This window comes from Neptuniibacter sp. QD72_48 (assembly GCF_047778065.1).
Lineage (GTDB): Bacteria > Pseudomonadota > Gammaproteobacteria > Pseudomonadales > Balneatricaceae > Neptuniibacter.
The window spans coordinates 1,072,103-1,093,185 of the sequence record NZ_CP180547.1; the positions used below are offsets into that span (position 1 = coordinate 1,072,103).

Consider the following 21,083-nt stretch of genomic DNA (forward strand, 5'->3'; position numbering starts at 1 on the left):
TACTATGGACCGATATGGGTGATCAAATTTCACCTACGTTAGCATAGAGATAAGGATGTTTTAGATGAAAAAAATTACCATGTATGGAGTTCTGCCTTTAGTTAGCTCTATCTTTGGGGGTGGTGTTACATTTTTGATTTATCGCCTATGGGTAAACTATAAAATATATGATGGTGAATTTAGGTTCATAAAGGGGACTTACAGAGATTTTACGTATGAATCTGAGACACTATTTTTTACTGTTGTGTATTCTTTCTTGATCATATTTTTCTTTATGATGGTTTGTGGTTTTTTACGTAAGTCGGGTAAGATTTTAAATAAATCAGTTGCTTTTTGGGTTTTGTTTCCAATGTTTTTTAGTCTCTTATTCAGTACTGTTTTTTCGTGCTGGGCATATTGGGATTCTGGTGATTTAATAACATGGGGTTTCTATATTGAATGTATAAGATCTGGGGTGCTTGCAGCTATGTGCTATGGTTATGCTATTTATGGGTTCTTACACAGAGACTATTATGAGCGAATGTGTTTTATTATAGGTGGTGTCTATAAAAAGTTGAAAGGTTATGCAGTAGGTTGACCATATGCAATGGTTAATAAATCGGGGCAGTGTATGATTTTTTGTTTGATTGAACCAGATACACTGACCCGAATTATTTCACTGTTGTTTAAAGCAATCTTCTTTTGAATTGACAGGTGAAATACTGCCATCATAAGAAAGCTTGTGCCAGTCTGTAAGGCCTGTGAAACTCTTTGATACGCAGAAGTGAGCTCGACCAAATTTACTAATCAGATGAGGAAAGCGCTCTTCTGTAATCTGATCACAGTTTTCATTCATAACAATGTACTCGCCATTCAGTTTTATCGCACGCATATCCTGTTTACCAGCGGTGAAGGTTGAATGGGTTTTATCACTCCACTTTTCGCTCAGTAAACTACCGTCAGTAAACATAAAATTGCCTTTATCATTATCACGTACTAGGGCGCACTTCTGGCCAAATCGGGGGCTAAAGACCTTGTCATACCATTGCTTGCTTACAAATTTGCCATCGTGACTGAAGCTATCGATAAGATTGGCTTTAGAATCTGCTCTTTTAACTACAAAAAAACCTGAACTAGAGAATGTACTAACATCCCTGAAGGCTTCTTCATGAAGAAGTTTTCCATCTAGATCCATTATTTGATGATAAACATCTGAGTATTTGTTGGAGTGAAAATCCGTTACCATCAGGCGATTCACTGCTTTTATACCGTGAAAGGGCTCGCTTTCAATTAATTTATATTGCTTGTTTATCGCCGTTTTATTTGAGCCGAGTTTATTCACAAAGCCGGTAGCTTGTAATCTGAGCGGGGTTATTAGTCCTTCAGGAACGGTCCTTTGATAAAGAAACCAGTCGTTATTAATCAGTTTTCAAGTGTAAAAATCAGGGGTCAAGTCTCCAGTGTAAAAATCAGGGGTCAAGTCTCCCATTTCCCACAATAGCTAGACACAAATAACCTAAGGAAGCAGGTTAAGGACAATCACAGGAGGTGAGCATGTCTAGAGCACTCAGGATTGAGTTTCCCGGCGCTTATTATCACATTACATCCAGAGGCAATACGCGGTCAGATATCTATTTTGATGATACCGGTAGGCGGTATTTTCTATCTTTACTCCAGCAGATTTGTGAGCGGTATAGATGGATTTGTCATGCTTATTGTCTAATGGATAACCACTATCACCTCTTAATAGAAACAGCTGATTCTAACCTTTCAAAGGGCATGAGACAGTTGAACGGTGTGTATACACAATGGATAAATCGAACATATAAGAGAGTTGGTCATCTTTTCCAAGGTCGCTATAAGGCAATTATAGTTGATAGTAATGAGTACCTTTTAGAATTAAGTAGATACATAGTGCTGAACCCAGTTAGAGCAAGAATGTGTCATGAAGCTTCTGAATGGCCTTGGAGTAGTTATCGATCAACAGCTGGTTTGTGCAAAGCGCATGAGTGTTTGGTCGTCGATTCAATTCTAGCTGCATTCGATGAACATAAGAGTCAGGCTCAAGAGAAATATAGATTATTTGTTTTTGAGGGATCGAATCAGCCTTCCCCTTGGGAAAAGTTAACAAATCAAATTTACCTTGGCTCTGATGCATTTATCGATGAAGTGCAGTGTAAGCTAGATCCCGATCAAAGCTTAATAGATATCCCTAAAATACAGCAAAGGCAGGCGAAGAAATCCTTATCTTACTATCAGGAGCTTTACGGAAAGAAGGAAGCAATTATAAAAGCTTATGCAAGTGGACATTATACGCTGAAAGAGCTCGCTGATTATTTCGGAAGTAGTAAAAGCTCGGTAAGTAGAATTGTTAATAGCGGATAATTATATGGGAAATGGGAGACTTGACCCCTTAGGTTCCTCAGAAAGCGGTGAAAATTCCTTCGAACTGTTCAATATGTTCCTAACAGCGGTTATGGTTACAGGCCTTAAAGCTGCGGATGTTTTACTATTACCATTCGAACAAATCCAAGCATTTAATGACGAAAAGACACGTGAAAAACTAGCCCCAGTTCTGGCAGACTTTATCAACAATGAAGCAGAAGTAGCGCTTCCATGGGTTAAGAAAATGCCTCCTGAGACATTGGGGCGCTTGCTTTATACGTTGACGGATAAGCAGACGTATTCGTTTGGAGAGCGAACCAGTGATCTAATGAATATGGGCGGAAATCCAAGATTGGTACTTGATCAAAATCGGGATGTTAGGCAACGAAATGCTTTTGAGAGAATACTGGTGTGGTTAGTCAATGGTCATATCAAAGGTGATGATATTGCCTATTCTTCGGAACTGTCTGGTAAGCAGAGACGTTATTTTGAAGAAACATTAACGCGAATGAGTGGTAAGGGGCAGAAGCCAGGTAGCTACAAGGCTGAATGGCAGGCGCTTTTAGGTAATTTGCGCCGAATGATCTATTTGTATGAGTCAGCAATTTGGGCGGATTCTGATACAGAACTGAATCAATCCGGCAGAACCAATAAAATTTATAGTTTTAGGGAGCTATTAAATATGCTTACACGTGACTATCAGTTTTATGTAGAAAAAGGCTACTTAGGTGATTCCTATACGGCCATCTATATCGGGGATTGTAAAAGTGACGTTATTGAGCAGAATGCTCGTAAAAATGCTGTAGATATTAACCCAAACTGCCACCGGGTTTCAGTTATGGATATAGAAGGAAAAGCATGATGTTTTTTTTACGTATTTTCGCTTGTAGCTTATTGGTAATCACTTCGTTAGCGAATGCTGGTTACGTAGAAAAAGGACATTACCTTTATCCAATTATGATTGATATTCGCTACAAAAAGTACGATGAAGCTATGGCTAAGCTTGAACCTTATGCGCTAAAAGGGGATGCACAGGCTTTATTCTGGTACGGCTACATGAAACAGCAAAATTTTGGTCGTGACCGTTATGGGGCTTATAAGTGGTTTGAACAGGCTGGAGAATTAGGTAATCCCTATGCGCTATTCAAATTATCAGGAGTTGATGGGACAGGCGATGTTTGCGAAGTCAATGGTTGGGAATGTAGTGAAGATAACTTGGATAAAGCGATTATTCGATGGAAAGAGTTAGCTAAAAAAGAAGATGCCAAAGCTGGGTTTTTCTATCAGATTCATGACCGTTCATTATTGGAGAAGTTTTACGATAAATTTTCAGGTAAAGGGGTTAAATACTTTTTAGATGCGGCTAAAAAAGGCTATGTTAGACCGCTAGCAAGTTCAATGGTTGGTCTGCAGACCACCGGAAAGACTTATCAAGAATATTGGGGTGAAGAAATGTATCAAGCTCTACTTGATAATGTTAATAAAGATCCTCAGATAGCAATGTATTTCGTTCATAACCCATATGAGGGAATGACCAATGCAAAGCGTAGGGATCTGTACATGGATAGTCTTAAAAAAGGTTATGGCGGAAGGCGTTATGATTGGGCAATTAGTGATGAATTGATATCAGCCGAAGAAGCTTATATTTTTAATAGGGCTTATCACCTTGGTACGGGTGAAGAGTTTGATGAAGAATTCTATGTTGTGAAATTCAATGTTGATAAAAAAACAATAACTGAGCTAAATAAAAAATCAGAAGAGTTTTTCAACAGTATTGAACATGTAATAAATTTTGATGAAATGGATTTTATGTTTATGTTTAAACCAGATGTTTAATATTGCTTAACTTCCAACCTAAGTATATGTAGTGAATAATTGGGATTAAAGAAAATTTAATAAATAACTATCTATCTGGCCAATAAAAGGGATTTTTATGCGTTTTGAATATGATTATGTTAATAGAGCTTCAGCGAGTAGCCCTATAAAAGCTGTCTTTAATGGTTTTATCCTGTGCCTATTAGGAATGGTGTTTAGTGTTGCTGCTGGTGAAGATAGCAATTTTTTCAACTTCCTAACAATTATTTGTGTTGCTAGTGGGGCGTGGTTAATTTTTACAGCTAAGAAGAGAAATGTTAAGTATTTAATTAAAGAATCTAGTGCTGGAATTGAAGATATTTCTGGTGGGCAGTCTTATGTGATGGCCTTTGTTGGTTTTTTCGTAATGCTTGGTTTTGGTGTAGTCCCCATTTTCATTGAGCTTAATATTAGAACTACAGATAAGATGCACTATATCTTCTGGGTGTTCTCTTTGGTTGGTTTTTTCTTTTGTAAGTATGGTTTTAAAAAAATAAATGAATACAAAGAGATAGGCAAATCGACCCTGTTTTTAGAGGATGGATGTGGGCGTATTGGTGATCGTATAGCGGGTCATTTCAAAATACAGGGGATTCCAACACCAAAACCACTAACTCTAAGTCTTTCTTGCAATGAAATATACCGTGTAGAAGCAAACGAAAAATTAGGATTTAAAGAATCAAACTTATTCAAAGAGAGTATCGATCCGCAGGTGAAAAGTGACTTTCAGGGCTGTTCGGAGGTTTTCTTTGATCTCCCGATTTCTAAAGACCTAGAGCCAAGTTTCGCCAAGAGTAGAAATGGGATAGCTCATTGGTACATTAAGTTAGAAGGCGAATTCACAGCCCTATCCGGTCGTACTGTTGACGTAAAACGGATATGGAAGGTCCCAGTCACTCTCTGATCTTAATCTAAAAATAGTAGGTATCTTCTGAGAATCAGACACGGAGCAATAGGCTTACTCCGTGTCTTTGTATTTAAGCGGTAGGGTTTGGTAGTTCTTTCGTTTCTTCTTCTGATGGTTTGCTCGCAAGGAGCAAGATAAGGCTCAATACACCTATAATTGTTCCGATGTACCAGAACATTGCAGTAAATAGAGCAAATGCTATTTGCCAGCTTCTGTTATTTGTAAAGATGCTCCATAGACCTACGATGCCCATGGCTGTTACCAGAAACGGTAGAATCGACATGACGATCGCCAAATCGACTGGAAAGAATGGAGCAAAGAAGTTGCCCATTAATAGTGCTGCTATACCTAAAATTGTAAAATAGGCCTGCCATTAAAAAGTTAAGTATTTTTGCGAGAGTATACATAAGTCATCCTTGTGGTTTATGTAGTGAGTTATATTGAATCTGTTGTTCGAATCCAGGGTAAATAACCTAGGGTTTTAGCCGTATTTTCTGCAGAAACTTGTGCTTGTTTAAAGTTCTCTATCACGGGTGTAATAACATTAAACATTTGAACACTTTGTACTGTGGTCGAAACTACGCGAGATCTTATAGTTGAATGTGTAGCCTGAAATCTAAGTGCCGCTTCTTGGGTGGAGAAAGCAGCAAGTTGCAGTATGTAGCCATCAGTGAGTTTAGCTGCTTGTTCAAAAGCTTTGGCTGGTGGTGGAGCGGGTTCTTCGGCCTGAGCTGTGAATTTAAGAATCTGCCTTCCATCAGTGGCACTACAACGTTTATCAGTTGATGCAGGATTGATTCTCTGGCGACAGTTGACCGCCCATTTGCCTTTTTGCTCCTGTGTTATCAGGTAATCTTGTTCCTTTATCTCACTGTCATATCGAGCTTCGGGTAAGTGAGAAGGTGGCGTTCCTGCTGCGCTGAGTTGGTGTGTGCTAGCGGCGATTAATCCGACAAGAAGGTATTTCCCTTTACATACTTTCATCTTGGTTATCCATGATAGTTTAAATATTAAATAGCATGTTTTATGCCATTTATTTTTTGAATAATGAATAAAGAATATTTAAAGGGTTTTTATGGGTGAGAATAAATATTCTCACACGCTTATTTGGGTTTTAAATTATTTGTTTTTTTTAAATATATAAGTAGACTGGCTCGAGTTTTATAAAGAATTTGGTGGATAGGGACGTTGTTATGACACCAGTTAGGGAAATTCAGTTTGAGGATTTGTCCTCTCTGCGCGATCAATCTAAGAAAGTTAGCTCGTTATTGAGCGAAGATCTTCACGGTTACGTTAAAACGCTCACTACGCTTTGTGCCCCTCGAAAAGTTTTGGGTGAGTACATGCAGAGTGCCTCACGAGATAAGGTGATAGGCGCTGAGAAAAATTTTTCTCTACTTGAGGAGCGCTATAAGTCAGTTATGCGTGATGCATTTGGCTTGTCAGCTAAGCTTTCTACCCCTTTATCTGCTATTCACAATAAATTGTCGCTAACCCCTTGGAGTTATTCCCAAGAGTTGTCTGGTTTATCTTCACCGTTACTGTTTTCTACTCCTGTGCGCTGGGTTTTAGGCTATGACTGTAGTTACGATCTGGTTGGGCTTATCTCAGATCGTATTGGTGGTCAGGAGATGCGTTATGAAGAAGTTTCTCCTTTCGTTATAAGAGCGCTGACTATCTGGTTGCTCATTGAGCAAAGCCCAGATCTACAAAGGATTCTTTCTGGATTGGGTTATGAGGTAAGCATCGAGGCACTACCTGATGTGTCGGGTGATCTTCCTTATGTTGTTCTCACATCTGTTGTTCCTGCGTTTCGTCCTCAAGACTCTCTTGTTTCTATGGTTTCTCAGCTTTCTGGAGGTTCTACCTTTGAAGAGTTGGTTGATATCGATGGTTTGGAAGGTATGGCCTTCGATTTGAAAGAGAGATTGCTTGGGGTTTTAGCTTAGTTTTTCTCAATTGAGCGTTTTTGTGCTCATTAAGCCCTTGTGTGCCTTAAGTAACTTGGATAGTGATTCTGGCTGTAGGCCGCAAAGGAATAGGGTTTTTAAAAGTTGGCATGCGGATTGAATAGGTGGTTGTGAAATTTTTAAACCACTAAATCTAAGGAGAGATATATGCCAACTCCAGGTTATATGTCCATTGAGGGTGAAACTCAGGGCAACATCACTGAAGGCGCTAACAGCATGGAATCCATGGGTAACCGTTTTCAGGAAGATCATGAAAATGAGATCACTGTTCAAGGTTTTGAACACCAAATTTTGATCCCACGTGATCCGCAGAGTGGTCAGCCAAGCGGTCAGCGTGTTCATGATGCGTTTGTTATTACAAAGATTTACGACAAGTCTTCGCCAAAACTTTATGAAGCGTTGACTAGTGGTGAGCGTCTACCAAAAGTTGTGTTGAAGTGGTACCGCACGTCTATGACGGGTCAGCAAGAACATTACTTCACGCACGAACTAGAAGACGCAATGATCGTTGATATTAAGGCGAAAATGCCTAACTGTCAGGATCCAGATATGGCTCACTTCACGCACATGGAAGATATTGCGTTAACTTACCGTAAGATCTCTTGGACGCACGAAGTAGCAGGAACGTCTGGTTCTGATGACTGGCGTGTACCTAAAGCTTAATTTCTCTAAATTAAGTTTAAGGGCTGCCAATCTGCTTTGCGGATTCGGCAGCCTTTTGCGTTGTTGCAGTTCTAAATGGAAAAAGACTAAAGGAGTTAGATTATGTCATTGAGGTTTGAGAAAGGTTACAGGGCAATGTTCTGTATGTTGTTATTTCTCTCTCTAAGCGGGTGTTTATCTGTTGAAGTAAAAGATGATACGCCACCGGATTCTAATCTTGCTCTGGCTATATCGGCCCATCCATTAACTAATCTCGATCTCTCTGGTAGGCCTTCTCCTACGGTCGTTAGAGTTTATCAATTACGTAAAGAAGTTGATTTTAAAGAAGCCAGCTTTTTCGATCTTTACGATCAAGATAAGACGCTCTTATCTGCAGATCTATTATCTCGTGAAGAATATGTCGTTGCCCCAGGCTCTTTTGTAAATCACCAATCTGTTATTGACCCCGATGCGCATTTCGTTGCGGTGATGGCAGCATTCCAGAATACAGATAACGCTATTCATAAGCAGATTCTCCCGATTCCAAGCCAAGCTGATGTTTCGCTAGTGGCTTATCTAAACGCGAATGTACTGACTGTTTCACCAAACGGCAATGTGGCAGCGCAAGGAGTAACGCCTTCATTAGCTGCACCGTCTCTGCAAGCATCACAGGGTGTCAAAGTAGAAGAGGGTGGTGTGACTGTTAATCCCATGAAACTGGAAGATTGTAAGAAAGCCGGTTTGCTTGATGTATTAGTTAAAGAGGGCTGTTAATTGACTAACAAAGTTATCTGGCATGAGGGGATGTTTCTACGCCCTCATCATTTTCAACAGTTTGAGCGCTATATCTCAAAAGAATTAACAAATCGTAATCGAGATCTCACGCCTTATGCTTGGGGTTTTTCGGCGCTCAAGATCAATCAATCACATTTAGAAATTGGCGAGCTTACGCTTGAAGAGTGCGCAGGTATTTTTCCGGATGGAACTAGCTTTAGTACGTTGACGGGCGATGCGCCACCGCTATCAATTCGTGTTCCAGACTCTATTGAAGATGCCGTTGTTTATTTAGCGATTCCTCTGCGCCAAGAAGGTACGGCTGAGATCGGTGAAAGTGATCACAGAAATAGTCTCATTAGATATCTACCGAGATCGTTGGAGTTAAAAGATTCGTCTGATGAGCACGGCGAAAATTCATCGATTCAAGTCGGTGAATTACGTATGCGTCTTTTTGTGGAACCAGAACGTGGCGATGATTCACTGGTTGTGCCTGAAGGGTACACTCAGATTGCAGTTGCTCATATTGAGGAAGTTAAGGGCGGAAAAATTCGTTTACGTCGTGATTTTATTCCTACGGTACTTCATACCAAGGCCTCGCCATTATTAACTGATTTTGTAACCGAGCTTCACAGCTTAGTCATGACCCGTGCAAGAGAACTAGCGGGTCGTGTTGCTGGTGGTGGCGGCAAAGGTGGCGTGGCAGAAGTTACAGATTTTATGCTGCTGCAGATCCTCAATCGTTTAGATCCTGTGCTTAATCTTCTGCGTGATTTGGAAGAGCTACATCCTCTTGGATTGTACGAGAGATTGCTGGGTATGGCAGGTGAGTTATCAACGTTTATGAAGAAGGATAAGCGTTCACCTGAATATCCCAAATATGAGCATGAAGCACTCTTTGAAACGTTCTCGCCACTGTTTGTCGATCTGAGAGAGTCTTTCGGCACCGTACTGGAAAATATCGCAGAGTCTATTCCATTATCACCACCGCAATATGGGATTCGTGCAGCGCGTATCAACGATAGATCCTTACTCAAAAGTGCAGACTTCGTGCTGGCCGTTAGCGCCCAAGTACCGCAAGAAAAATTACGAAAGCAGTTACCTGCTCAAATGAAAATTGGGCCAGTCGAGCAGATTCGCGAATTAATCAGCAGTGCGCTACCAGGTATTCCAGTTAGCGATCTACCTGTGGCTCCTCGAGAGATTCCGTATCACGCAGGTTTCACTTATTTCCAATTAGATATCAGCAATGCGCTATGGAAAAACCTGCAACAGTCCGGCGGAATCGCATTCCACATAGGTGGCGATTTTCCGGGACTAGAGTGTCAATTTTGGGCGATTAAACGGCGGTAATAGAGAGTTTATTCATGGAAGACCAAACAATTATTAGGCCTACACCGGGCGGCAGAAGACCGCAGCGAGATGGGCAGCAGAATCAGGGGCATGCGGGCCCACAACAGGCACCTCAATATACACCGGAACAGCCCTATAATGGACAAGCGGTTCCTCCCGGTGGGTATCAGCCCGCTCAGCAGCCTCATTCTCAAAACCCATCAAGTTCCAGCTACGGACAACCGGCGCATGAATATGCTCCTCATCAAGGTCATGTTGGGCAGCCTGCTCAACCAGCGGCTCCAGCGTATCAACCTAGCCCAGCTGCTTATGATCAACAGCATCATCAATCAGCGGTACCCATGTATGAAGAGAACCCTCTGATCGCTATGGTTTCGCCGTTGTTAACGTTCGCGAGTAAAATTCAGAGTGCATCAGAGTGTCCAAACCTTGATGAGTTTCATCGTTACGCGTTAGATCAACTTAATTTCTACCGCAGTCAGGGGTGGGGTATACAAGCCGATCCAAATACAGCTCATCAAATTAGTTATGCCATGTGCTCTCTTGTTGATGAAATTGTATTAAATACCCCTTGGGGAAGTACAAGTCGCTGGTCTGGGGACAGTATGCTGATCAATCTGCATCAAGAAGCTTGGGGTGGGGAGAACTTCTTCCACTACCTTCAAGAATTGATGCAAAGACCTGCTACTAGTTTGTTGGTTTTAGAGTTTTACTATTGCTGCTTATCGCTAGGTTTTGAAGGTAAATACCGTCGCCTCTCTAATGGTAGAAGGGAACTAGATCAACTCCGTAGTGAGCTTTATATCCTCATAACAAGACATCGTAATAGAGCTGCGTTGCCATTATCACCAGCCTGGATGGGATTAGATGTCGCTCATCAAGGCTTTGTTCGCCATCTTCCTCAATGGGTTATTTGGTCTGTTGCGTTAGTACTCTTATCTTCCTCTTTTATTGGTTTTAACTGGTATTTAAACCAAAAATCAGATCAGGTTATGGCGAACTTGGCAGCAGTAGGGCAGGCTGATCCGTTACAAGTTACACCCGTAAATATCGATAAACTTAATCGTTATGTTCCTGCACCACCGCCAGTCCTCGATTTCCAACGGTTAGATTTGGTTGGAATTCTGACACCGGCACTCAAATCGGAAATAGATAACGGTGTGATTGAATTGATTGATGACGCTACCCACACTCGTGTTCGCATCCGTCATACCAAACTGTTTGCATCCGGTCAGGCTGAGCTATCTCCTCGGTTTATTCCACTGATTGAGAGAATCGGTGAAACCATTCCCGAACTGTCAGCACCGATTGAAGTGCAAGGGCATTCGGACAACATTCCAATTTTCTCAGCTCGATTCCCATCAAACTGGGTTCTTTCAAAAGCGAGGGCTGATTCAGTAGGCGACTTACTGAAAAGTAAATTGCCGGCGCAGCAAGTGATTCGTGTAGAAGGGTTAGCGGATAGTGAGCCTTTAGTACCGAACTCTTCAGCTAAAAACCGAGCACTAAATCGACGTGTTGAGATCGTTTTACGCAAGTAGTAACGAATTTTCTAGGGATTGAAAAACAGGTTTTGTCGTGAAAAAGATTGTTAGTTTTGTAACGAATAAGTGGTTTCTGCAACTGTTAGGTCTGGTGTGTGTCGCTCTGTTGATCTGGTTTGTTGGCCCGTTGATCGCGATTGCTGATACGTACTTTTTATCTTCTGATTTTGCTCGATTATTAGCAATTGTTATCGTTATTGCATTATGGGGTGCCAACGTTGCTCGGTTGCATTGGCAGTCGAAAAAGAAAAATGAGCAGTTGATGGAAAACCTTTCCAGCAACCATCAAGTAGAGCTACGTGAAGAGCAAGCGACAGCAGAAGAACAAAGCGTTATTGGTGAACGTTTTGATGATGCGTTAGAAGTTCTGAATTCCAAGGGTAAAAAGGGAAAGTACGCCTTATACGAATTGCCTTGGTACGTCATCATTGGCCCTCCTGGCTCAGGTAAAACAACAGCCTTAGTTAATTCGGGCCTTCATTTCCCGCTTGCAGATAAAATGGGCAGTGAAGCTATTCAGGGCATCGGCGGCACGCGCCACTGTGATTGGTGGTTTGCTGATGAAGCGGTCATGATAGATACCGCTGGTCGTTTTACGACTCAAGATAGTCATGAATCGGTTGATAAAGCTGCATGGCAAAAGTTTATGGAGTTGTTGAAGTTTAACCGCCCTCAGCAACCGATTAACGGCGCTATCATCGCTATGAGTATGGCCGATCTGATGCAGCAATCAGACGAGGAGCGTCGTCAGTGCGCTAAAACCATTCGCCGCCGTATAGAAGAGCTACAAGACAATCTTGGTATTAAATTTCCGATCTATTTCACCTTTACCAAGTGTGATTTGATTCCCGGTTTTAGCGAGTTCTTTGACAGTTATGACAAAGATGCGCGTGGACAAGTTTGGGGTGAAACTTTTGGTATTGATGCCAGCGGACAATGTGACCTTCCTGTTGAGCAATACCCTGAGCGTTTTCAGCAGCTAAGCACGCGTCTGCAACAGCAAGTATTAGAGCGTTTACACCATGAGCACGATCCGGACAAACGCGGATTAATCCTTGGATTCCCAAGTCAGTTTGCGGGTTTGCGAGATATTGTGTCTCTGTTCCTTGCTGAAACATTCTCTAGTAGCCGTTACAGTGAACCCGTATTACTTAGAGGTGTTTACTACACGAGTGGTACGCAGGTTGGATCGCCGATCGATCGCTTGCTGGGTAATCTTGTGCGCAGCTTCGGTTTTGGTCGTGCAACAATGGTTGGCGGCTCCGGTAAAGGGAAAAGCTTCTTCATTCGTGACCTGCTAACCAAAGTCATTATTGGCGAAGCAGGTGTTGCTGGACTTGATCAAGGCTTACTACGCAGAAAAACATGGCTTCAACGTTTAAGTGCGGTTGCAGCGCTGCTCGTTGTAGGTGTTGGTTGCAGTGCTTGGGCGTGGTCTTACTTCAATAACAATCAAAGTATCGAAAAATCTGCGTCCGAATTAGCAGAAGTACAGAATCTTCAAGTAACCGAACCTTTGGCGAGTGCTGATTTTAGAGCGGTACTGCCAAGCTTAGATAAACTTCAAAAATTACCTCATGTTTATGCATCTGCTGGGATCGATCATGGTTTTGGTCTTTTTCAGGGCGATAAGGTTAAACAAGGTACCGACAGTGCCTATCGCAAATGGCTAGAAAGCCAGTTCTTACCTGTACTTATTGCGCGCATAGAAGAGCTGATCATTGCGAATGATCCACGCGACACCAATGCTCTGTATGAGCTGCTGCGCGTCTATCTGATGTACGGTGGTGTCCGTGACTACGATACTGAGCTCCTCAAAAGCTGGGCAATGCTCGATTGGCAAGCTGATAACGAACTAACCGATGAAGAGTTAAATCACCTAGAAGTACATTTAGATACACTACTCAATGATGGCTTTTCCCCTGTCGCTATGAACGACAAGATCATCACCGAAGCACGTAAAAACCTATCGCGTGATCCGTTGGAAAAGCAGGTTTATCAGGCAGTTAAACGGGAGCTACAAGAGAGCCGGACGCATGATCTTATTCTCGATGACGTTCTAGGCCCTTATGGTTTTGATATCTTCAAAAGCAAAATGGGTCAGGACTTAAAACAGTTTGTAATGCCTGGTTTCTTTACCAAAAAAGGTTTTTATGAACTGTTCCTGCCGAACAGTGTAGAGATCTCAAAACGCTTCCTTGAAAACAACTGGGTTATGGGTGAGCGCTATCAACAGGCTAATATCGATCTGGATGCACTGCAGCGTAAAGTGCTCAACCTTTACTACGCGGATTACATTAAAAACTGGGATGGCTTATTGGATGATCTAACCGTTAAGCGTCCAGCCAATGCTCGAGATAGCGTTCGTCAGGTGAGCATTTCAGCCGGTATTGATAGCCCAGTTCGTTATCTTTTAGAAGCGGTTAAAGAGCAAACGACGCTGACTAAATATATCGCAGCAGGGCAAGGTGAAGGGGGCGAAGAGCTTGCACGTTCTGTCGCGAGTTTGAACCAAAAAGCTGCTGTTCAGCAACAACGCGTTAGTAAGCTATTACGAAATGCTAAAAAATCAGGTTTGCTAGATAAGTTAGGCGGCAACCTTGGTGAGCGTGTAGAACGTCATTATGCGCCGTATCACAAACTACTTGAGCGTCGCGGTAATAGCACGTTGTTTGATCGTTTAAGTGATGACTTGGCGAATCTCGGTTTGTATATGGACAGTGTTGCGAATTCATCCTTCTCAAGCACAGGTGCACTCGATGCAGCACAAAATCGATTAGCACAAGGCGGCCAGGACCCAATAGGCAAAGTGAACAGCTACCAACATAGCTTGCCACCAGTGATGCAGGGTTGGGTAGGTGATCTAGGTACTCAAAACTGGCAGATGATGCTTAAAGGGACGTTAGATGAGTTAAACCAACTTTGGCAGACTCAGGTGTATCAAGAGTGTAAAGCCTTTGTTGCAGGACGTTTCCCACTTGATCCTAATTCGCCAACTGAATCGACATTAGAAGACTTCTCGCGTTTCTTCTCGCCACAGGGAACATTGGATACGTTTTTCCAAAACTACCTAAGAGATTTTGTTGATACCAAAGGGCGGACTTGGGTCGAACGCAAAGTCGATGGCCAGTCTATTGGCTTATCAAATCGAACTCTAGCGCAGCTTCAAAGAGCCAGCAAAATTCAGGAATTGTTCTTCCGTAACGGTCAACTATCTGTTCCTTTTGTGATGCGACCGCTAAGTCTTGATGCCAGAGTTTCAAAGTTTGAAATGACGTTAGGTGAACAGAACATTACCTACCGTCATGGTCCTCGACGTCCAATCAACCTTAATTGGCCAACCCCTAGTACCGATAGTGTAACGATGTCACTTCAAAGTCAGGTGGGCATGCTTTCCTCTCGTTCAGAAATTGGTCCGTGGGCTTGGTTCCGAGTGCTGAATAGTGCAAGTTTAAATAAAACCAACAATCCAGCCATTTACCAAGTGACCTTCGATGAACAGGGCCATAAAGCGATGTTCGAATTAAGAGCGTTGAGTGCTATTAACCCATTTGGTCATGATTTGTTATCAGGCTTTTACTGCCCGGAGACGCTGTAATGGAGCAGAGAGCTGGCTTTTACGGCAAAATGCCGTGTCGTGGCGACTTTGTGACGAGAGGGTTACCACGGTCGTTGGTCGATAACTTTGATCAGTGGTTTCAACAGGGGTTACATGCGGCAAAAGGTTGTTTAGGTGAGGACTGGAATGCGCGTTATACCGTTGCTCCTATCTGGCGCTTTTTCATATCTGCGGGTGTGTTCGACCAAAACCCTTGGATGGGGGTATTTATCCCAAGTATCGACAAAGTCGGTCGTCAGTTTCCCTGCTTAATCGCGTTGCCAGTCCATCAACGATTAGTGACTTATGAGCAGGTATTAGCACAAGAAACGGTCTATCAACGAATAGAAGACCTGCTTTTAGATACCTTAGAGCTGGATTTTAATTTCGATCAATTTTGTGAACAGGTAGATGCTTTAGCGCTGAGACCAATCTCTCCGCCTACTGAGCTACAAGCTGTCAAAGGCGAACTACCATTGATGCAAAATATTCACTCTATGCGTTATCAGTATCATTTTTTAGATCTGGTAACTGCGGTGGAATATCCCGTTTTATGGATGAGCGAAGGGACTGAAGGTGTAGAGCCGCAATTCTTGGTGAGCTCGGGCTTACCGGCTACTGAGCACTTTTCGCATTTTATTGCAGGTATTGAATATGCTGGGGAGTGTGCAGATGTCTAGACAGCTTACCTGGCGTTCAGTCGCCCGAACTGAAACGGGGCATGTCCGTAAAATCAACGAAGATGCGCTGTACACCTGTGATCAGCAGGCCCATTGGGCGGTTGCGGATGGTATGGGCGGACATCATGCTGGTGATGTTGCAAGTCAGCTGGTGGTCGAGCGGCTAAGTAAACTCCCAGTAGGAGAAAACCTCGCTTGCCGCATAGACAGGCTAGAAGACACGCTAGTTGCTACAAACCAAGAGTTACTGAACATGGCGGGTGGCAATGGCAAAGTCATTGGTACTACGGTGGCCGGTCTTATCTTCGATACCAATCGGTACTTGGTTTATTGGTGTGGAGACAGCCGAGTTTATCTACTTCGCAATGGTTGTCTTAACCAAGAAACGGTTGATCACACGCTTGTTCAAGAGATGTTAGAGCAGGGACGAATCAACCCTGTTGATGTACCCAATCATCCTGAACGGAATGTGATTACGCGTGCGGTCGGAGCAAATGATTCCCTCTTTATCGATATGGATCTAAGACCCTTGCAGGCTGGCGACCTTTTCCTTATTTGCAGCGACGGCCTGGATAAAGAGATAGGTGAGAACGAATTGACTCAGCTCCTGAATCAATCAGCGCGCGATATTAACCAAGGCATCGATCTTTTAATGTCGAAATGCTTAGAGCGGTCGGCAAAGGACAATATAACGCTCGTATTGGTTAGTGTTGAAGAAATAGAAAGTATCTAGTGGAGCTTTAAGTAGAAGTCATGGAGTTATTTAAGGCTGAGCTACAACGTTATATTCGTAGCGAAACGGATTTACAGTCATTAAAGACCGTTATTCAAACCACCCTAATAAGCGATTCTAAAAATGCGGATCGTATCAAAGAGGGTTTAACTAAATTAGTTAAGGCCGGTCATATCGAGGCCGCTGTAGCTAAGGAGCTAACGGAGACCGTTGATTACTTTGTCGCGCGTCATAAAGCTCCAAGCCCCGAAGCGGTTACAGAGGATGGCACTGAAATAGCGGCAGAAGATCAAACACAAATATCAGCTAATCCTACATCCGATTCTGAAGATCAAACGGTTGTAGCTAAAACCGACCAAGCAGTGATGGTGAATGAGGATGAAGACCATACTCAGATTGCTCAGCGGGACGATGCTACACAAATTGTTCGAAGCGATGATGCAACAAAGATCGACGTAGCTGGAGATCGCTCTGGCTTTACCTCACCGACATCGAGAACGAGTAATACCAGTACAACAGCAAAATGGTCCAAGCCCTTCGAGGGCGAGTCAGATAAAACAGATCACACTCTCAATGTTGGTTCTATTATTAAAGACCGCTTCCGACTAATAGAATTTATTGGTTGCGGTGGTATGGGGGATGTCTTTAAAGCTGAGGACCAACGCCGTATCGATGCTCTGGACGTTGAAACATTAATCGCGATTAAAGTCCTTAATAATAATTTTAGAGACCATCCAGAATCGCTTCGTTCCTTGCAGCGCGAAGCACGAAAAACACAGAACCTTGCCCACCCTAATATCGTAAACGTATTCGATTTTGACCGCGATCAGCACCATGTTTATATGACCATGGAGCTGATGTTGGGTGAGCCGCTTAACAAGGTCATTAAGGCGAATCCAAAGGGTTTAGCTCTTGATACAGTATTTCGCTATGTAGCAGAAATGGGTGCTGCGCTGAGTTATGCGCACCGAAGGGATATCGTTCATTCCGACTTTAAGCCCAGTAATATCTTCCTCGATCAAAACACGATCAAGGTATTTGATTTTGGTATCGCACGAGCTGCAAAAGAGGGGCAAGCCGATACATTTGATGCCGGTGAACTAGGTGCATTAACGCCTAACTATGCATCCCCAGAAATGCTTGAAGGTGCGTTCCAGGCTGACCCTAAAGATGATATTTATGCTCTGGCTTGTATCACTTATGAGCTATTAACCGGTAAGCATCCTTTTATTGAAAAAGGTAAGAAAGTCCCTGCTGATCAGGCAAGAGATAAGGGGCTAGCGCCTGCGCCGATTAAGAGTTTAAAGCGCAAACAGTGGAAGGCATTGAAGCAAGGTTTAAGCTTTGATCCTGCACTTAGAACGCATTCGGTAGATCAATTCCTCCAAGGCTTCCTGCCAGAAGCACAGCAAGCGGGCTTATTGGCCAAATGGTATGTGTGGCCTTTAGCGGCGACCGTTTTATCGGCTTTGGCTTACTTCCCAGTTAGAGATTTTCTGGATGAAAAGGAGCTGGATGATTTAGCCAATGATTTAAAGAATGGCTCAGAAAGTGACATCTTAAACTGGTTGGGTGAAGTCGAGAGCATGCCTGAAGAAGAACGTATTCGTTACTTCAACGATACGCGGGTAAAAAGCTCGCTGACGAAATTCTTCATCACTCGAATGAATGACCAAATCAATGAAGATCAATACGCTGAAGCCGAACGTGTTGCAGCAAGAGCATTACAGATCTATGAGGATTCTCGTCGTTTATCAGATCAAAGGGAATTGGTTAGTAAACGTAAAGCAGGCCGTCTCAACGAGTTAAATATTGAGCTGAATAACTATCTGAGTAGCGAACTAAACCTATTTATTGAAAAGATAGAGCAATTCCCGAAACTGTTTGATTCCATCAAGCGAGTCGATTATAAAAACCCGATGCTTGAAGATCCTCGTGTTCCTCATAGGATGGTAGAAGCGGTTGATTGGTTAGTTGAGCAAAACCAATTTGAACGTGCTGAAACAGTGAGTGGGGTGGCTAAAGGGATTTTTCCTGAGAATCAGGCCATTCTCGTTGCTGACAATCAAATGAAGCAGCTAAAAGGTCGTTTTGAGCAAGCTAAACTCATTTCAAATTATGAGAAAGAGTTAGCCTCTGTTGACGAACTGAGACAGCTCTCTGATCTCTCTTCTTTCAAAGAGGCGGTATCTGAGCTTAATCGATTAGCGCCACAAAGTAAGACGTTAATCCAGTTTAAGAATCAAGCCTCCCCGATAATTGAAAGTAATCTAGCTAAGATGATGACGGAGGCACAATGGTTTTCAGCCAAAGATCAGTTTGCTCAATACCAGCTCTATCTAAGCGATGTTGCATCCAATGATTTAAGCCAGAAAATTGAGAAAGGTATCCAGTCATATCAGACCTCTTTGGCTGAGAATGAAAAAACGATTCTTAAGGCGATCGAGCAAGGTGATTTGGCCAAAGCCGCAAGGCTGTTAGATCAATTTGAGGCTCCGCCTGAAATTAAGCAAACGGTCGCAACACGTTTAGCTAAAGCCTATTTGAAAGATGCGCGTATCGCACGTGAAAACAGTCAATGGGAGCAATCAATCTCATTGATAGAGAAAGCACGTAGTATCAATACTGACGCCGGTTTTAGCCAATTACTTGATACAGAACTGCAGATTATTGAACAAAACCGCAACGCCTCGAGTTCAGGTGATATGAAGCAGCTTAAAGCGGACAGGGACGCAGAAATTGCTGATTATCAGAAGCAGCTGAATGTTCTTTTGACTCAGCCATTAAATTCATCGCTTCTTAATGATGTTCAACAGGCATTGGATAAAGTCGAGCAATTAAGACCAGATAACCCATTGCTTAAAGATATTCCGCAGCGCTTAGCATCGAGCTATCTAAACCAAGCTGAGCAACTTGAACAGCAAGGCAATTTAAAAGATGCTGCTGAATTACTTACTGAATATAACACGGCCTTTCCTGATAACCCTCAAATAGAAAGTGCCTTGAACACGTTTGATCAAGGGTTAGCAGAACAAGCGCAATCAGAACGTTTTAATCAGCTTAAACAGAACATTTCTCAGCAGTTGTCGCAAGTTAGTCAAAACGCCAATTGGGAATCTGAGCTCAATCAAAGCTTAAAAGAGATAGGTTCATTAGGTGCTACAGAGCATCAGATTGCTTCATTGAATACCAATATTGCTTTGCAGCTATCAAAAGTTGCTTCGCAATATTCGGATGAAAAGCGCTTCTCTGAGGCACTCGATCTGCTAGCGAAAGCAGAAACCTTTGACCCAAGCTTAGGCACACTCAAGGGCTTAGAGCAGCAGATAACGGCGAGCCAAACAGCTTGGGAAAAAGATAAGCAGATTAAGAAGCTGCAGGCAGAAATTCAGGGCTTGAAACAAACCTTACAAACCCAGCTTCAAGCGAATGACCTCCCTCGTGCCGAACAAAGTTATAAGCAACTGCAAACAATGTTGGGTGAGAATGACCCTTATATTCAGAGTGAAGCGAACCCTGCTTTTGTTGAAACATACTTACGCTTAGCTGACCAATTAGCGCGGCAAACCAGGCTGTCTAAGGCGGCGCAGTTATTAGAGTCGGCTAAGAAGTACTCTGTTGATACTACCGTGATTGATGAAAAAATTGCTGGCTATAACCGCGATGCTAAATTGTGGCGTATTGGACAGGCAATCAGAAGTATCTCGTATGATTCGTTTGTATCAGCACATCAGCAATTGACCGAAATAGAGCCGGAACTGGAAGACGAGAGAGCTAAAAAATTACATACCGACCTGACCAATGCCGTGCTTAACCGGTATGAGCAGTTAAAGGGAAGCAGGGCTGAAGCTGCAAACAAACTAATCAGGAAAGCCAAAGAGCTTTACCCTGACCATGCAGAAATTCAGAAGATCAAACTTAATAAACTCGCAACTAAGCCTCCTGAACCAGAGCCCCCAGAACCAAAGCCGGAACCGGTTAAAACAGAAGAGGCTAAACCAGAAGTAACCGAGCAAAAGCCAAGCGTGCAACCGCCGAAAGTCACGGCTACAGGTAAAGCCTGTTCGCCTAGCCTGGCAGGGTTAGGTCGTAATGTTAAAGCGGTTTGCTATGACATGGTTTCGCAGCAAACCAAAGCGCCTTACATGATTGTAATTCCCTCTGGTGCTGGTGGACCGTTTGCAATAAGTAAATTTGAAATAAGCATTGATGATTACAACGCGTACTGTAAGCAAACGGGTTGTAGTGTGCGTTCTGGTAGTGGTCGATCACCGGTTACGGGTGTTAGTCAGAGCCAAGCAGTGGCGTATGCAAAATGGTTAACGCAGGTAACCGGTCATCAATATCGTTTACCTAAGTACAAGCAGTGGAAGCATGCTGCACTGTCCGGGAATAAGCGCCAGCCGAATAACTTTAACTGTCGTTTAATGCAGGGTGACACCATCTTGAAAGGGCACGCACCAGTGTCTGTTCGCAGTGGATCAGCTAACAACTGGGGCATGATCAACTATCTAGGTAACGTTCAAGAGTGGGTTATTCATCAAGGTGTAGCTAAAGCAGCGGGCGGGCATTACGCCGATAAGATGTCGAATTGCTCCGTGGATTTAGTCCGCAACGCTTCGGCTGATTCGAAAACTGGTTTTAGACTTGTCCGGTCGTTATAG

The 21,083-nt window shown here is 42.9% G+C and carries 17 protein-coding genes; 14 read left to right on the forward strand and 3 right to left on the reverse strand.

Going from position 1 to position 21,083, the window contains the following annotated elements; all coding sequences use genetic code 11:
• Positions 1-64: 64 nt before the first annotated feature.
• Positions 65-577: a hypothetical protein gene (locus ACMXYX_RS04670; RefSeq protein WP_415906546.1), complete on the forward strand. Its 513-nt coding sequence runs from the start codon at positions 65-67 to the stop codon at positions 575-577.
• Positions 578-655: 78 nt separating this feature from the next.
• Here ACMXYX_RS04670 and ACMXYX_RS04675 read toward each other — a convergent pair whose 3' ends face one another.
• Positions 656-1,225, reverse strand: coding sequence for a hypothetical protein (locus ACMXYX_RS04675; protein WP_415906547.1), 570 nt, complete (start codon positions 1,223-1,225; stop codon positions 656-658).
• 308 nt (positions 1,226-1,533) lie between these two features.
• Between ACMXYX_RS04675 and ACMXYX_RS04680 the strand changes: the two genes are divergently transcribed.
• From ACMXYX_RS04680 to ACMXYX_RS04695, 4 genes are all read left to right on the forward strand, one after another.
• The gene (locus ACMXYX_RS04680) at positions 1,534-2,364 is read left to right on the forward strand and encodes a transposase (RefSeq protein WP_415906548.1); all 831 of its coding nucleotides are present in this window, start codon (positions 1,534-1,536) and stop codon (positions 2,362-2,364) included.
• A 4-nt stretch (positions 2,365-2,368) separates the two neighbouring features.
• A complete protein-coding gene (locus ACMXYX_RS04685) occupies positions 2,369-3,226 on the forward strand; it encodes a hypothetical protein (protein WP_415906549.1) in 858 nt (285 codons plus the stop codon).
• On the forward strand, positions 3,223-4,200 hold the full coding sequence (locus tag ACMXYX_RS04690) for a hypothetical protein (protein ID WP_415897743.1): 978 nt from the start codon (positions 3,223-3,225) through the stop codon (positions 4,198-4,200). Before ACMXYX_RS04685 ends, ACMXYX_RS04690 begins: the two co-directional genes overlap by 4 nt.
• A gap of 97 nt (positions 4,201-4,297) precedes the next feature.
• On the forward strand, positions 4,298-5,122 hold the full coding sequence (locus tag ACMXYX_RS04695; protein ID WP_415897744.1) for a hypothetical protein: 825 nt from the start codon (positions 4,298-4,300) through the stop codon (positions 5,120-5,122).
• A 73-nt stretch (positions 5,123-5,195) separates the two neighbouring features.
• Here ACMXYX_RS04695 and ACMXYX_RS04700 read toward each other — a convergent pair whose 3' ends face one another.
• Positions 5,196-5,456 (reverse strand): hypothetical protein, encoded by a 261-nt coding sequence (locus ACMXYX_RS04700; RefSeq protein ID WP_415906550.1) that lies wholly within the window; start codon positions 5,454-5,456, stop codon positions 5,196-5,198.
• 104 nt (positions 5,457-5,560) lie between these two features.
• Positions 5,561-6,109 (reverse strand): SPOR domain-containing protein, encoded by a 549-nt coding sequence (locus ACMXYX_RS04705; protein WP_415884417.1) that lies wholly within the window; start codon positions 6,107-6,109, stop codon positions 5,561-5,563.
• A 209-nt stretch (positions 6,110-6,318) separates the two neighbouring features.
• Between ACMXYX_RS04705 and ACMXYX_RS04710 the strand changes: the two genes are divergently transcribed.
• The 9 genes from ACMXYX_RS04710 to ACMXYX_RS04750 all read left to right on the forward strand — a co-directional run bounded on the left by ACMXYX_RS04710 (position 6,319) and on the right by ACMXYX_RS04750 (position 21,083).
• Positions 6,319-7,074, forward strand: a complete 756-nt coding sequence (locus ACMXYX_RS04710) for a hypothetical protein (protein ID WP_415897746.1) — start codon at positions 6,319-6,321, stop codon at positions 7,072-7,074.
• A gap of 168 nt (positions 7,075-7,242) precedes the next feature.
• Positions 7,243-7,758 (forward strand): Hcp family type VI secretion system effector, encoded by a 516-nt coding sequence (locus tag ACMXYX_RS04715; protein ID WP_415884419.1) that lies wholly within the window; start codon positions 7,243-7,245, stop codon positions 7,756-7,758.
• 102 nt (positions 7,759-7,860) lie between these two features.
• Positions 7,861-8,511, forward strand: a complete 651-nt coding sequence (gene tssJ / locus ACMXYX_RS04720) for a type VI secretion system lipoprotein TssJ (RefSeq protein ID WP_415891640.1) — start codon at positions 7,861-7,863, stop codon at positions 8,509-8,511.
• On the forward strand, positions 8,512-9,864 hold the full coding sequence (tssK, locus tag ACMXYX_RS04725) for a type VI secretion system baseplate subunit TssK (protein WP_415897747.1): 1,353 nt from the start codon (positions 8,512-8,514) through the stop codon (positions 9,862-9,864).
• Between the two features lie 14 nt (positions 9,865-9,878).
• Positions 9,879-11,405 carry a type VI secretion system protein TssL, long form gene (gene tssL / locus ACMXYX_RS04730; protein ID WP_415897748.1) on the forward strand — a complete coding sequence of 509 codons (1,527 nt, stop codon included), beginning with the start codon at positions 9,879-9,881 and terminating at the stop codon, positions 11,403-11,405.
• Between the two features lie 37 nt (positions 11,406-11,442).
• Positions 11,443-15,006: a type VI secretion system membrane subunit TssM gene (gene tssM / locus ACMXYX_RS04735; RefSeq protein WP_415906551.1), complete on the forward strand. Its 3,564-nt coding sequence runs from the start codon at positions 11,443-11,445 to the stop codon at positions 15,004-15,006.
• On the forward strand, positions 15,006-15,686 hold the full coding sequence (tagF, locus tag ACMXYX_RS04740) for a type VI secretion system-associated protein TagF (protein WP_415897750.1): 681 nt from the start codon (positions 15,006-15,008) through the stop codon (positions 15,684-15,686). The genes tssM and tagF overlap by 1 nt, the downstream gene beginning before the upstream one ends.
• Positions 15,679-16,419, forward strand: a complete 741-nt coding sequence (locus ACMXYX_RS04745) for a PP2C family protein-serine/threonine phosphatase (protein ID WP_415897751.1) — start codon at positions 15,679-15,681, stop codon at positions 16,417-16,419. Before tagF ends, ACMXYX_RS04745 begins: the two co-directional genes overlap by 8 nt.
• Positions 16,420-16,439: 20 nt before the next feature.
• The gene (locus ACMXYX_RS04750) at positions 16,440-21,083 is read left to right on the forward strand and encodes a protein kinase domain-containing protein (RefSeq protein WP_415897752.1); all 4,644 of its coding nucleotides are present in this window, start codon (positions 16,440-16,442) and stop codon (positions 21,081-21,083) included.